The sequence below is a fragment of the Kibdelosporangium banguiense genome, from assembly GCF_017876405.1.
Lineage (GTDB): Bacteria > Actinomycetota > Actinomycetes > Mycobacteriales > Pseudonocardiaceae > Kibdelosporangium > Kibdelosporangium banguiense.
Genome location: NZ_JAGINW010000001.1, coordinates 12,213,029 through 12,226,275, shown reverse-complemented (window position 1 = coordinate 12,226,275; position 13,247 = coordinate 12,213,029). Strand labels below are relative to the sequence as shown.

Sequence of the window (13,247 nt, the reverse complement as noted above, 5' to 3'; positions counted from 1 at the left end):
GCCTCAGCCGATGGAGATCCGGTCGAGGTCCGGAGCGCCCAGCCGGTCGTTGAACAGTTTGATGCTGTTGTCGCCTGCCTTCAGGGTGATGGGAATTGTTGCGGTGTAAGGAGTGTTGTTGCCCTGGCCGTCGAGGGCCAGTTCGACGGGCGGGCCGCCGTTGACCGAGATGAAGTACGACCGGGGCCCGTTGACCGTGTAGTCGACGAACAGTGTGTACTGCCCGGCCGCGGCCGCTGGGACGTTGTCGAACTGCACGAACGCGTCCGTCGCGCCACCGATATTGCGGACCTTCTCACCGCCGGAGCACGGACCACAGCTGGTCAGGCCGGTGCTGCCGAACTTGTTGCGGGAGTCCTCGGCCTCCCGCATGAAGATCCGGTCGGCGGGCCTAGGCCGGACCTGGACGTTAGTGGTGACCTGCTTGGCCCGGCCGAGCACCTGGAACGACGCGGTGACCGGAATTGTGGACGGGGCAACGGCCTGGTTCGACGTCAATGCCCAGGTACCGCTGAGGATCTGGCCCAGACGCAGTGTCTGTGTCGTCGCCGGATCGCCTTGCAGCGTCCACCCGGCCGGGACCACCGGCGCGAGCTTGACCGTCTGGATAGGACTGTCCACGTCCAGCCGGAGATCCGCCGTGACCTGGACGGACCGTTGGTCGGGCCCGAGCCACTGAATCCCGTGCGGATTCACGGTCATCGTCGTGGTCGGCACGTACGAAGCCGGTGGCAGAGGCGCGACCGCGATTCTGTCGATCCCGGCCTTGCCGGAAATCGCGACCGTGTTCGAGCCTGCGCGCAGGGAAACGGGGATCGCGGTGGGGATGGGCACGTCGGGCCGGTCTGCCGGAATGGCCACGTTGATCGGGGGTGCGTCGTTGACACGGACAGCCACCGATGTCGCCTCGGCTGAGGTCGTGTTCAGCTCGAGCCGGTAGTCGCCTGCCGTGGGCACAGTGACATCGCGGAACGTCACCCCACCCTTGACTTGCAGCGTTCCGGAGCATGCCTGGCAGACGTCCAGACCGCCGTTGTGGCTGGCGCGCTCGGCTTCCAACGGCACCTGTGCCCACGGGTACAACGGGAATCCGTGCGCCACCTTGATCTCGTCGATCTGCAGCTCGTTGAAGAACCGAGGCGCCTGCGGGCCGCTCCACGTGTTGAGGACGTCCAGCTTGATGTAGCGGGCCTGCTGCTCACCGATGTCGATGAACTGGGTGCCGCGGGCGCTCGGCATCGCGCCGGCCCGGACTTGGCGCCAGCGGACGCCGTCGTCGCTCACTGAGACGCGGTAGTCCTTGATCCGTGCGGAGTCCTCTGGGCGGCCGAACGAGACCCGCGCGTACGTCGGCGACCACTCCCGTTGGTTCACCGCGAGGTACGTGGCGGGCTTGCGCTGCTTGAGATCCAGCGTCACCGACACCGGCAGCTGCGCGTTCGAGTCCCAGTTGGTTTCGAAGTTCCCGTCGGCCAGGTTCTCCGCCGGGAAGCCCGGCTTCGACGAGGAAGCGGTCGCGCTGACGGTGGACTGGTCGTAGTAGAGCTGCTGACCCAGTGTGTCTACTTTGAACACCGTGTCGTAGGTGTCCCAGTCGGTGACGCCGAGAATGGTCAGATAGCCGCCGGACTGGTTGAAGTTCAGACGCTTGCCGGTACGGATGTCGGTCACCCTGGTAATCCAGTAACCGTTGTCCCGCAAGCGAACCATATCAGTCGTGGGTTTGGTTACCACGTGCACGTACTGCGTCCGGCCGCCTGGTTTGACCGTGACCACGCCGTGGGCGCCGTCGTTCCAGAAACCGGGCTGCATGCCGCCGTACATGTAGCCGCCGCCTTCGGTGCCGTACAACGACTCCCGGATCGGCGGCACCCAACCGGCCATGAAGTTGTTGAAACTCTCCTGGCCGGGCGGGAACTTCCCGTTCACCATCGGGGTTTCGGCCATCAGCGACTTCATCGACGAGCCCGCGTTGGTGATGTACCGGCCGGTGGACAACCGGAAGTCGACCGCGTGGTCACCGCCGTCGTACCACCAGTCGCCGGTCGTCGGCAGCTTGTAGTCGGCCTCCACCAAGCGAGGCATCGGCGTCCACGCGGCCTGTGGGTAGTCATAGGCCGGGGTCATGCCGGTCTTCTGCTCGTTGCTGACCGTGTCCATGATCGGCGTGTCCTCGTTGTTGTTGCTCAGCAACCAGGACGGCCGGCGTTCACGGATCTGTTCGTAGAGCTTGTTCTCCTCCCAGTACTCGTTGTCGTTGTCGATCCAGAACCCGGCAAGGCCCTCGTAGCGCTGCATCACCTCGAAGAACAGGTCGTAGCTGAACATGCCGAAGCCGCGCCGCGTGGTCAGGTCGACCTGCTGGCCCTTGTAGGCGGAGTAGGCGGCCGAATCCAGGGTCTGCTTGCCCAGTTCGCTGTGCCACTGCGGATCGTCGGTCATGTACAGGATGATCTTGACGTTCTTGGCGTTGCCCGCCTTCACGAGTTCGCCCAGGAAGTCCCGCTCGGTACGGCAACTGCCCGGGATGTCCGACGGCCACGGCCGGGCGTATCCCAACCGGCTGTGGAACGTCGCCAGCACGATGTAGGACGCGCCCAGCTTGCGTGCCTCGTCCACCCAGTAGTCCGGCGTCCAGCCGCCACCCGTGACATCACGCTCCCACTGCGCGCAGTCCAGATGCCGGGGCGCGGTGAACATCCCCCAGTGCAGGAACAATCCCGCGGTAGCGGCGCGTAACCACTCCTGCCGCGGATTGTTCACCTCAGCACTCGCGCTGGGGACCGCGCCAAGCCCCATGACCAGCAAGAAGCTGAGGACTGCGCAGATCAGGCGCCGTCCGGTCCGAAATCGAGTGCTGCGCTGCAATCGACGACCCATTGTCCTGGCCCTCTCCGAGACATCCGATCGGTCCTGGTTCCAAACGACAGCTAAGGCCATTTGACCGCAAATGTAAACGCATACATCCGATGGATACGCGGTGTAAGGAGGGCGCTCACCGAATGGAGGTTGTGTGGTGCTGAGCGGGACAGTTCGATTGTGTCGTTTGTTGTCTGATTGCCTGCATCTTTCGGACAGGGAGGTCCTTGATGGCTGGACGCTGGCTCGGGGCGGTCATGGCTGCCTTATTGATCACGACAGGGATGGCTGTGGTGGTTACGCCGCAGGCTGTGGCGCTGGAGAACGGACTGTCACGAACACCCGTGATGGGGTTCAACAACTGGAACTCCACGCACTGCCGTGCCGAGTTCAACGAGGCGATGGTCAAGGGCATCGCCGACCTGTTCGTCTCGCGTGGCCTGAAGGACGCGGGCTACCAGTACGTCAACATCGACGACTGCTGGGCCGAGCCGCAACGCGCCAGTGACGGCAACCTGGTGCCCAACCGGACGAGATTTCCCAATGGCATCAAAGCGGTTGCCGACTACGTGCACTCGAAGGGCCTGAAGTTCGGTATCTACACCAGTGCCGGCACCGTGACCTGTGATGGCCAGGGTTTTCCGGGCGGTCTGAACCATGAGGAGCAGGACGCGCGGCTGTTCGCGTCCTGGGGCGTGGACTACCTGAAGTACGACAACTGCGGCGACCATCAAGGCCAGAGCGCGCAGCAGCGTTACACGAAGATGCGGGACGCGCTGGCGGCCACCGGACGGCCGATCGTGTTCTCGATCTGCGAGTGGGGCTCCAACCAGCCGTGGACCTGGGCCCAGCCGGTCGGCAACAGCTGGCGCACCACCGGTGACATCAGCGACAACTGGGGCAGCATGCTCGACATCTTCAAACGCAACGTCGGGCTGGCGCCGTACTCGCAGCGTGGCGCGTGGAACGACCCGGACATGCTCGAGGTCGGCAACGGCGGCATGACCGACGTGGAGTACCGCAGCCACTTCACCCTCTGGTCGATGATGAACTCGCCCCTGCTCATCGGTGCCGACCTGCGTAAAGTCGGGCAGTCCACCTTCGATGTGCTGACCAACCGCGACGTCATCGCGCTGGATCAGGACACGCTGGGCATCCAGGCCGGCGAGATCAGCAACGCCGGCGGCCGGCACGTGCTGGCCAAGCCACTCGAAAACGGCGACGTCGGGGTCGCGCTGTTCAACGAGTCCGGGTCGGCTCAGACGATCAGCACGACGGCCACCGCCGCCGGGCTCGGCAACGCGACCTCGTACCGGCTGCGTGACCTCTGGTCCAAAGTGGAGACGACGACCAGCGGTGCGATCAGCGCTTCCGTTCCGGCGCATGGCACTGTGGTGTACCGGGTCAGCCGTCAGGGCACGTTCGCCACTCCTGCGGCCGGTACGACCCAGGTATCGGACCTGACTCCGGCACTGAGCAGCAATGCTTGGGGCCCAGTGGAAAAGGACCGCAGCAACGGCGAGCAAGGCGCGAACGACGGCCGCACGCTGACCATCGGCGGCATTACCTACAACAAGGGAATCGGCGTGCATGCCCGCAGCGAAGTACGCTATTACCTTGGTGGAAAATGCACTCAGTTCACCGCGACCGTGGGCATCGACGACGAGTCCGGCGACAACGGCTCGGTGACCATGGAAGTCTGGGCAGCCGGGACGCAATTGGCCAACAGCGGGCTGTTGCGTGGCACTGATGGACCGAAGGTCCTTCTCGCCGATGTGACCGGACAGTCCTATGTGCATCTCGCTGTGCTGCCCACACAGGACGGCATCAACTACGACCACGCCGACTGGGCCAACGCCACAGTCACCTGCTCCTGATTTCCTGGGGATCCCGGGTAACCCTCGATCGGCTGATCGCCATAACCTTGGCCAGAAGGTGATGATGGATCCTGGGATCCCCTGGAAGGAGCTCTGGTGGCGGCGAACGCCCGCAAGATCGACCGAGGCGAGACCGAGGTCGCCTGCCCGGTCCGGCATGACGACGACGGGGTCTGGCGGATCACCGGATACGCGGCGGGGCGCGCTTTTCTGAGGGAGACCGCCACTGTTCAGGCCGGTCTGGGGATCGAGACCATCGAGAAGATGCCCGCCAGGATGCGGCGGCCCGTGCTCTACCGGGACGGCCCTGAGCACCGCGAACACCGCCGCCAGACCGCCAGGTTCTTCACTGCGCGCCGCGTCGACCAGTCGTACCGCGACACAATGCAGCGAGTCGCGGAAGCCCAATTGGACCGATTACGCCGGGACGGCTCCGCGGATCTGTCCGAGCTGAGTTTCCAGCTCGCGGTCGAGGTCGCGGCGGCGGTGATCGGTCTGACCGAGAGCAGGCCCGGCATCAAGCAACGGCTGGAGCGGTTCTTCCCGGACAAGTTCGGCACACCCGGTTTCACGAGCCTGCACGGGCTGTACTGGGTCTACCGGCAGGTGACCAACTGGGCGCGGATCTACTTCAACGACGTCCGCCCGGCCGTGCAGGCCCGCCGCAAGTCCCCAAAGGACGACCTGATCTCCCACCTGATCGGCGAGGGCTGCTCGGCCGCGGACATCCTCGGCGAGTGCCTGACCTTCGCGGCGGCCGGAATGGTCACCACGCGCGAGTTCATCGTGCTGGCCGCCTGGCACCTGTTCACCGACGCGGATCTGCTCGCCGGATACCAAGCGGCGCAAGAACCCGAGCGGCTGGCGATCCTGCACGAACTGCTGCGCCTCGAACCTGTGCTCGGTCACATCCGCCGCCGCACAACCGAACCGGTCGACATACCCGGCGGTTTCACCGTGCCCCAAGGCGCGATGGTCCACGTCCAGATCGACACAGCCAATCTGGACACCGACGTCGTCGGCGAGCAGCCGCTGGCCGTCTGTCCGGGCCGGGAGATCACCACCGGCCTGTCCTTCGGCGACGGCGCCCACAAATGCCCCGGCGCGCACGTCGCCATGCTGGAGACCGACATCTTCCTGACCAAGCTGTTCGCCTTGGACGGCATCACGATGCAGTCGCCGCCGACCATGAGCCACAAGCCGGACATCGACGGCTACGAGCTTCGCGGCATGCGAGTCGCGGTCAAGTCTTAGGCGTCCACTCGGCGGTGATCGTGAAGTTCGGACAGGCGGCAGTCAGCCCGGACGGCCGGCTCGCACTGCAGGTCAGCGACAACCAGGTGGCAGTGGTCAAAGCGGACGACAGTCAGACCTGGCCATGCGCGAGCCGCCCTGCTCGTGAGGACTACCGGGTTTTGGCGAAGAGTTCGAGGATCTCGGCGGTGGTGCCTGATTCGCCGAGGCGGGGGAAGACCCGCTCGACGCTGTGCTGGTGGGCCGCACTGTCCAGGTCGGACATCGCGTCCGTGGCGAGGGTGACGTTGTAGCCGTGTTCGTGGGCGGCGCGGGCGGTGGACTCGACGGCGATGCTTGTGGCGATGCCGGTCAGCACTACCTGGGTGATGCCGCGGCGCCGCAGGTGCAGGTCCAGGTCTGTGCCGTGGAAGGCGCCCCAGTTCCGTTTCAGGACAACGATGTCCTCGGGGTGGCCGGCCAGGGCGTCGACGATGAGACCCGCGCCTTCCGGCATGGCACGGGAGCGTGAGCCGGTGGCTGCCTCGGTGCGGCCGGGAGCGCCGGGGTTGGCGTCGACCCGGACGAGTACGACCGGAGCGCCGTGTGTGCGGAATTCGGCGGCCAGTTCCGCTGTCCGGGTGATCACTTCCGCCGCTGTGTACGGCTGGGTGGGGATGGCGGCGACCGCGTTGATCAGATCGAGTGCCACCAATGCGGTCTTCTCGTCGAGGGTGGTGAGAGCCATCTGGGTGTTTTCCTTTTCTCGCTGAAGAAATGATCACGGCTGGGTGAGACGGTCCAACAGGGCCATTGCCTCGATCATTGTCCGGCGTTCTGATTCGGTGTAACGGGTCTGCATTGCGCGGGCCAGCCATTCGGCGCGGGCCTGGGTGTCCCCTTCGGCGCGTTCGGTGCCCTGGGCAGTCAGGGTGATCAGTTGGCGGCGGCCGTCGTCGGGGTCCGGGGCGCGCTGGATGAGGCCGTGCTGGTCCAGTGCCGCGAGGGTGGTGGCCATCGACTGTGGACGGACCCGTTCGGCGGCGGCGAGCGCGCTGGCTGTCGACGCGCCTTCCTTGAACAGCAACATCAGCACTGACAGCTGGGAAGAGGAGAGGTCGTCCTGGGCGACGGCGACCTCCCGGAACCGGCGGCGCAGCCGGGTGAACACGACCCGGAGCTCACGCGCGGCCCGCACGGCTGAATCGTCCATGCCGCCCACTGTAGAACCGTCAGTCCAGACTGTCCAGTTTCAGCTGAACAGTCAGGACTGTCTATGCAGGATGGGTGCCCGAAAGGGCGGCCTTTTCTCCTGGTGGTATCAGGTGGAATTGTGAATGATCGGATGATCGCGTGGTCCGTGGTGGCCGAATTCCCCCGCTCAGCGGATGTGTGCCGAAAGCAATACCCTGGTCGGCCGCTAAAAGCGGGCCAATTGGTCGCGTTATCAGCTCTGTCATCCAAATTGCCTAATTTTTCGATGTATCCACGAAAGAGTGACATCCTCTTGTTCTGTGGACCCGGCCGGACCCAAGGCATTCACGGCGGTCCATGTGGGCGTATTCCTGTCACTTGAGGAGCGTAATTTGAGTAAGTATTCCCTGCGGTTGAAGACGCTGCTGGCGGTGGCGGCCGTCATGCTGGTCGCACCGCCGCTCGCCTCGGCCGCGCCTGCCGCGTCCGATGTCACCAAGGCACCCGAGGTCGGTGCGCTGTCGCAGGCACAGGCCGAGCAGTACTGGACCCCGGAACGGATGCGTAAGGCCAGACCGGTCCGCCAGGACGCCAAGGCGGCGCCGGTCGGTCCGCTGGACGCCAACCCTGTGCTCACTCCCGGCGGCGACCAGTTCGGCAACGCCCAGGTGGCGCGGCCGTACACGGGAGACTTCAAGTCCCGGGTCACCGGCAAGATCTTCTTTCTCAACCCCAAGGACGGGCTGAACTACGTCTGCTCCGGCTCGGTGATCAACTCGAGCGGCAAGAGCGTGGTCGCCACGGCCGCGCACTGCGTCTTCCAGGGCGGCCCGGCCCAGCACCTGTGGAGCCAGAACCTGATCTTCGTGCCGTCGTACGACAACAACGCCCGCCCGCTGGGCACCTGGTCGGCGGCCACGTTCTGGATTCCGACCACGTACTTCAACCACGGCAACGACGGCATCGTGCACGAGGACGACGTCGCCTCCGTGGCCATTCAGGCGCAGGGCGCCTCGAAGATCACCAACGTGGTCGGCGGCCTGGGCTGGGTCTCCAACAACAGCGGTGTGATCAACGGCTTCGTCACCCACGGCTACCCGCAGGAGCGTTACGGCGGCCAGAACCAGTTGCGCTGCGTCGGCAACGGCCGTGACGCCAACGGTGCCAACGGTGTGACCTTCCTGTTCACCAACAACTGTGTCGCGTTCGGTGGCTGGAGCGGCGGCCCGGTGATCAACGCGAGCAACCAGTTGCTTGCCGTGGTCTCCGGCAGTGACCGCTCCACCAACACGTTCTACGCCCGTGCGGCGTCGAGCACCTGGATTCCGGTTCTCAACGCCGCTCAGGCAGCCGGTTTCTGATCCGAATACTCCAGGCCGGGCGTGCGGGGCACGTCCGGCCTGGTCTTGACACAGTGAGTCTATCTACGCAACTCTTGAGGTCAGCGCGGCTTTGGGAGGCGTGATGCGGACAGCGACGACCGTGGAGGCGGCCGGCGGCTGGCGCGAGCAGGCCGACTTCGTCGTCGAGGCGGAGAAGCTCGGGCTCGACGTGTGCTTCGTGGCCGAGGCCTGGGGCTCCGACGCGCCATCCGCGCTGGGCTACTACGCGGCCCGGACCGAGCGGATGCTGCTCGGCTCCGGGATCATCCAGCTCGGCACCCGCAGTCCGGTGGCCATCGCGCAGACCGCGATCACGTTGTCGAACCTGTCCGACGGCCGGTTCCTGCTCGGCCTCGGCGCGTCCGGCCCGCAGGTGATCAAAGGCCTGCACGGCGTCGAGTTCGCCAAGCCGTTGACCCGGATGCGCGAAACGGTCGAGATCGTGCGCCGAGTGTTCGACGGCGGCAAGATCGAGTACTCCGGTGAGATCTTCCAGATCCCTTTGCCCGGCGGGGATTCCAAGCCGATGCGGCTCTCAGCCCGCCCGCACCACGACATCCCGGTCTACCTCGCCACGCTCTCGCCGGCGATGCTCCGGCTGACCGGCGAGATCGCCAACGGCTGGCTGGGCACCAGCTTTGTGCCCGAAGGCGCAGCGCAGGCGTACTTCGCGCATCTGGACGACGGCCTTGCGCGCGGTGGGCGTACGCGCAAAGACCTTGATGTCTGCCAAGGCGCGGAAGTGGCGTTCGCGAAAGACGAAGAAGCCTTGCGTGCCATGGTGGGCGCGCGCAAGAAGGAACTCGCGTTCAGCCTCGGTGGCATGGGTTGCGCATCGACGAACTTCTACAACCAGGCCTACAGCCAGCAAGGCTGGGCCGATGTCGCGGCTGAGGTCCGGGAACGCTGGCAGGCAGGCGATCGCGACGGCGCGGCAGGGCTGGTCACTGACGACATGGTGCTCGGCACGACTTTGATCGGCACGGAACCGATGGTGCGCGAACGCTTGCGAGTGTGGCGCGATTCCGGTGTGGACACTGTGCGGCTGTACCCGGCAGGCGAAACTCTGGACACCCGGCTGGCCACACTCGCCAGGGCGATCGAACTCGTCCGGGAGATCTCGTGACTGGCCGGCATGGTGCGGGAACTGATCGCGAGGTGCTGGGATGAAAAGGACTTCGTTCGCGAGGTGGCCGTGCTCGATCGCACGGACGATGGACCTGTTGGGCGACTGGTGGACGCCGCTGGTGCTGCGCGAGGCCTTCTACGGTGTCCGCCGGTTCGACGAGTTCCAGCAGTCGCTGGGTATCGCCCGCAACACCCTGACCGACCGGCTGACCAGGCTGGCCGAGGAGGGCCTGCTGGAGAAGCAGCCCTACCAGACACAGCCCACGCGCTACGACTACGTGCTCACCGAGAAAGGCCGCGACTTCTTCCCGGTGCTGGCCGCGATGTCGCGCTGGGGTGACCGGTGGCTGGCGGGCGACGACGGCCCGCCGATCACGTTCCACCACGACATCTGCGACCACGACGCGCACGCCGAAGTGGTCTGCTCGTCCTGCGCCCAGCCGCTGCGGTCGGCTGACACGACCATGCGGATCGGGCCGGGTTTCCCGGCGAAGCTCAAGCAGCTTCCCGTAGTCCGGCAACGGTTTCAACTCGACTAGACAGGACTGTCGACAATGGAGTGGACAGGTGCGCGGTACGCCGACAAGCCGACCGTCGAGGTTCGGACGTGGGTCAACGCCACGCCTGAACGGGTATGGGCGATCGTGTCGGACGTCTCCCTGATGCCGGACATGAGCGACGAGTTGCAGGCCGTGCAATGGGTGGACGGCGACCGGCCGGCAGTCGGCGGGAAGTTCGTCGGGCGCAGCAGGCACGAGTCGTTCGGTGAGTGGTCGACCACCTCGCACGTGATCGAGTACGAACCCGGGCGAACGTTTGCCTGGGCCGTGGCGGACCTGGACCGGCCCAGCGCGATCTGGCGGTTCCGGCTGAGCCCCAAGGACAGCGGCACGCAGCTCTCGGAGTGGATGCAGATGGGCCCAGGCCGTTCCGGTCTGTCCTATGCGATCGACGCGATGCCCGAGAAGGAACAGAAGATCGTGTTCGTGCGGATGCGGGAGTTCGAACAGAACATGGCCACCACGCTGGCGCACATCAAGAAGCTGGCCGAGTCCTAGAAGGCTCTCACACTCGCCCGGCGTTGAGGTTCAGCGCCGGTGTGTGCTCGGCCAGCCGGGCCCGCGAGGGAATGAACGCGGCAAGGACGAGCGCGATGACGGCGGCCACGGCACCGGCGACGAAAGTCAGCTGGAAGGCAGTGGCGGTGGGCACGGCGCGAGGTCCGATCGGCATGGTGAGGTTGGTGAGGATCAGCGCCATAGCGGCGCTGGCCAGCGATGTCCCGACCGACCTCATCAACGCGTTGAGGCCGTTGGCCACTCCGGTCTCGGTCGGCGGCACGACACCCATGATCAACGCCGGCAACGCGGCGAACGCCAGCCCGACACCGGCGCCGCTGACGCACGCGACCAGGACCAGCAGCCACACACTCGACATCATGTAGATCCCGGCGACGTAACCGACCGCGATGATCACCAGGCCGGCCATGAGCGTGGTCCGTGGCCCGTGCTGGTTGGAGATCCGCGCGGCCAACGGCGCCAGCAACATCATCACCACCCCGGACGGCGCCAGCACCAGCCCGCCGACGACCATGGACTGGCCGAGGCCGTAGCCGGTCTCGGCAGGCGCCTGCAGCAACTGGGGGAGCACCAGGGCGATGGCGTACATGGCGAACCCGGTCATGATCGACGCCAGGTTGGTCAGCAGCACCGGCCGGGACGCGGAGATCCGGATGTCGACCATGGGCTGGGATACCCGCGTCTCGAACCACATCCAGGCCGCCAGGATCACCAGGCCCGCGATCATCAGCGTGATGACGCGCGTGCTCGTCCAGCCCCAGGCCGCACCTTTGGTCAACGCCAGCAGCACGCACATAAGCCCCGCGGCGAGCCCTATGGCGCCGACGAAATCGAACCGGCCAGGCGTGCGTACGGGCGATTCCGGCACCACGACGATGATCAGGACAAGGGCGATGACGCCGACTCCGGCGGTGCCCCAGAACAACAGGTGCCAGTCGAGATGCTGACCGACCAGCGCGGACACCGGCAGGCCGATCGACCCGCCGACGCCCAATGTCGCGCTGATCAACGAGATCGCGGTGGCCACCCGCTCAGGTGGCAACTCGTCGCGCAGGATGCTGATCCCCAGCGGAACCACGCTGGTCGCGGTGCCCTGCAACGCACGCCCGGCGATCACCAGCGCCAGCGACGACGTCAGCGCGCACAGCACCGACCCCATGATCAGCAACACCACACAGACGACGAGCATCCGGCGTTTGCCGAACATGTCGCCCAGCCGTCCGCTGATCGGCGTCGTGACCGCCGCCGACAGCAGCGTCGCCGTGATCACCCAGGACGCGTTGTCCGGCGTGGTGTTCAGCAACCGTGGCAACTCGGCCACCAGCGGCACGACGATGGTCTGCATCAACGCGCCCAGAATCCCCGAGAAGGCCAGTACCGATACGGCGCCACGAGAGTCGGCGCGGCCGGGGCTTCTCGTCACAGTTGCCGACGCTACACATCCATCGCGAGCAACGCGTTAGGCCATTGGCGGACTCAACCGGTTGTCCCGGACACAGGCAGTGCCCGTCGCAGGGCGACTACCGGACACCGTTCAGGGCAGCTTCTTGCCGACGCCGGCGTATACGTGTGCGTTGAGCTCGTGGTTGTCGGCGATGTCACCGGGCCCGCCCGGGTGCCAGAGGCCACAGCCGACGACGCCCGGCTCGACCAGGTCGAACCCGTTGAACAGGCGGACGACCTGTTCGTGGCTGCGCGGAGTCAGCTGGTCGGCGCTGCGCGATTCCTGGATCATGTCCTTGGCGTCTGCGATCTGGTCCTGCCGCTGGTCGGCGGTGACGTGCGAGAGGGCGAGATAGCTCCCGGCCGGAAGGGCATCGCGGTACTGCGCGATCAGTGCCCAGGGGTCGTCGGCATCAGGCACCCAGTGCACCATCATGACCATCAGCAAGGCGATCGGCTCGTCGAAGTCCAGCAGCCGCCGGGCTTGCGAGCTGCCGATGATGCTGTCCGGGTCGCGCATGTCGGCGCGCAGGATCTCTGCCTTGTCGTTGGCGCCCAACATCAATTCACTGTGCGCCACCGCGATCGGGTCTTTGTCCACATACAGCACACGGGCCTCAGGATTGATCTGCTGGGCCACTTCGTGCACGTTGCCGACGGTCGGGATGCCGGAACCGACGTCCAGGAACTGCTTCACCCCGGCGTTGAGCAGGTAACGCACCGCACGGCCGAGGAAGGCCCGGTTGAGCCGCGCGATCTTCGCCGCGCCGGGCATCAGTTTCTCCGCCTGGTCGGCCACCATCCGGTCCACAGCGAAGTTGTGCGCACCGCCCAGCAGGAAGTCGTACGCCCGCGCCATGCTCGGCACGGTCGTGTCCACCTCGTCGGGAACCCATCCCTTGGTCGGTGTCTCGCTCATGTCCCTGCCACCTCCGCATCCCAAGCAACAGTGCAGACTAACGGCAAAGGGGCGGCAACGTGATTACCCGATCGGGTACTCGCCCATCTGGCCGCAGACCTCTACGGTAGGTGGTCGTCTCGATACGACCGCG

At 65.8% G+C, this 13,247-nt stretch carries 11 protein-coding genes; 6 read left to right on the top strand and 5 right to left on the bottom strand.

Going from position 1 to position 13,247, the window contains the following annotated elements; all coding sequences use genetic code 11:
- Positions 1-3: 3 nt before the first annotated feature.
- Entirely contained in the window at positions 4-2,880 is a 2,877-nt protein-coding gene (locus JOF56_RS54660) for a discoidin domain-containing protein (RefSeq protein WP_209647382.1), read from the bottom strand.
- Between the two features lie 209 nt (positions 2,881-3,089).
- Between JOF56_RS54660 and JOF56_RS54655 the strand changes: the two genes are divergently transcribed.
- Positions 3,090-4,736 carry an NPCBM/NEW2 domain-containing protein gene (locus JOF56_RS54655; protein WP_372448345.1) on the top strand — a complete coding sequence of 549 codons (1,647 nt, stop codon included), beginning with the start codon at positions 3,090-3,092 and terminating at the stop codon, positions 4,734-4,736.
- 96 nt (positions 4,737-4,832) lie between these two features.
- Positions 4,833-5,990 carry a cytochrome P450 gene (locus JOF56_RS60610; protein ID WP_307855710.1) on the top strand — a complete coding sequence of 386 codons (1,158 nt, stop codon included), beginning with the start codon at positions 4,833-4,835 and terminating at the stop codon, positions 5,988-5,990.
- Between the two features lie 151 nt (positions 5,991-6,141).
- Here the strand turns inward: JOF56_RS60610 and JOF56_RS54645 are convergent, their stop codons facing one another.
- Together JOF56_RS54645 and JOF56_RS54640 are read right to left on the bottom strand one after the other, a co-directional pair.
- Positions 6,142-6,717, bottom strand: a complete 576-nt coding sequence (locus JOF56_RS54645) for an isochorismatase family protein (protein WP_209647381.1) — start codon at positions 6,715-6,717, stop codon at positions 6,142-6,144.
- Positions 6,718-6,750: 33 nt separating this feature from the next.
- Positions 6,751-7,182 carry a MarR family winged helix-turn-helix transcriptional regulator gene (locus JOF56_RS54640; RefSeq protein ID WP_209647379.1) on the bottom strand — a complete coding sequence of 144 codons (432 nt, stop codon included), beginning with the start codon at positions 7,180-7,182 and terminating at the stop codon, positions 6,751-6,753.
- A 373-nt stretch (positions 7,183-7,555) separates the two neighbouring features.
- On the opposite strand from JOF56_RS54640, the gene JOF56_RS54635 reads away from it, so the two are divergent.
- The 4 genes from JOF56_RS54635 to JOF56_RS54620 all read left to right on the top strand — a co-directional run bounded on the left by JOF56_RS54635 (position 7,556) and on the right by JOF56_RS54620 (position 10,731).
- Positions 7,556-8,524, top strand: coding sequence for a trypsin-like serine peptidase (locus JOF56_RS54635; protein ID WP_245378799.1), 969 nt, complete (start codon positions 7,556-7,558; stop codon positions 8,522-8,524).
- 103 nt (positions 8,525-8,627) lie between these two features.
- On the top strand, positions 8,628-9,671 hold the full coding sequence (locus JOF56_RS54630) for an LLM class flavin-dependent oxidoreductase (RefSeq protein WP_209647378.1): 1,044 nt from the start codon (positions 8,628-8,630) through the stop codon (positions 9,669-9,671).
- 40 nt (positions 9,672-9,711) lie between these two features.
- On the top strand, positions 9,712-10,212 hold the full coding sequence (locus JOF56_RS54625) for a winged helix-turn-helix transcriptional regulator (protein WP_209647376.1): 501 nt from the start codon (positions 9,712-9,714) through the stop codon (positions 10,210-10,212).
- A 15-nt stretch (positions 10,213-10,227) separates the two neighbouring features.
- Positions 10,228-10,731, top strand: a complete 504-nt coding sequence (locus JOF56_RS54620) for an SRPBCC family protein (protein WP_209647374.1) — start codon at positions 10,228-10,230, stop codon at positions 10,729-10,731.
- Between the two features lie 7 nt (positions 10,732-10,738).
- On the opposite strand, the gene JOF56_RS54615 is transcribed toward JOF56_RS54620, so the two are convergent.
- On the bottom strand, positions 10,739-12,175 hold the full coding sequence (locus JOF56_RS54615; protein WP_307855709.1) for an MFS transporter: 1,437 nt from the start codon (positions 12,173-12,175) through the stop codon (positions 10,739-10,741).
- Between the two features lie 111 nt (positions 12,176-12,286).
- On the bottom strand, positions 12,287-13,114 hold the full coding sequence (locus JOF56_RS54610; protein ID WP_209647372.1) for an SAM-dependent methyltransferase: 828 nt from the start codon (positions 13,112-13,114) through the stop codon (positions 12,287-12,289).
- Between the last annotated feature and the right edge of the window lie 133 nt (positions 13,115-13,247).

Bases quoted from the DNA above. Each gene is read 5' to 3' on its own strand.
- JOF56_RS54645 (WP_209647381.1), bottom strand. From the start codon at position 6,717: ATGGCTCTCACCACCCTCGACGAGAAGACCGCATTGGTGGCACTCGAT.
- JOF56_RS54620 (WP_209647374.1), top strand. From the start codon at position 10,228: ATGGAGTGGACAGGTGCGCGGTACGCCGACAAGCCGACCGTCGAGGTT.
- JOF56_RS54625 (WP_209647376.1), top strand. From the start codon at position 9,712: ATGAAAAGGACTTCGTTCGCGAGGTGGCCGTGCTCGATCGCACGGACG.
- JOF56_RS54630 (WP_209647378.1), top strand. From the start codon at position 8,628: ATGCGGACAGCGACGACCGTGGAGGCGGCCGGCGGCTGGCGCGAGCAG.
- JOF56_RS54640 (WP_209647379.1), bottom strand. From the start codon at position 7,182: ATGGACGATTCAGCCGTGCGGGCCGCGCGTGAGCTCCGGGTCGTGTTC.
- JOF56_RS54660 (WP_209647382.1), bottom strand. From the start codon at position 2,880: ATGGGTCGTCGATTGCAGCGCAGCACTCGATTTCGGACCGGACGGCGC.
- JOF56_RS54655 (WP_372448345.1), top strand. From the start codon at position 3,090: ATGGCTGGACGCTGGCTCGGGGCGGTCATGGCTGCCTTATTGATCACG.
- JOF56_RS54610 (WP_209647372.1), bottom strand. From the start codon at position 13,114: ATGAGCGAGACACCGACCAAGGGATGGGTTCCCGACGAGGTGGACACG.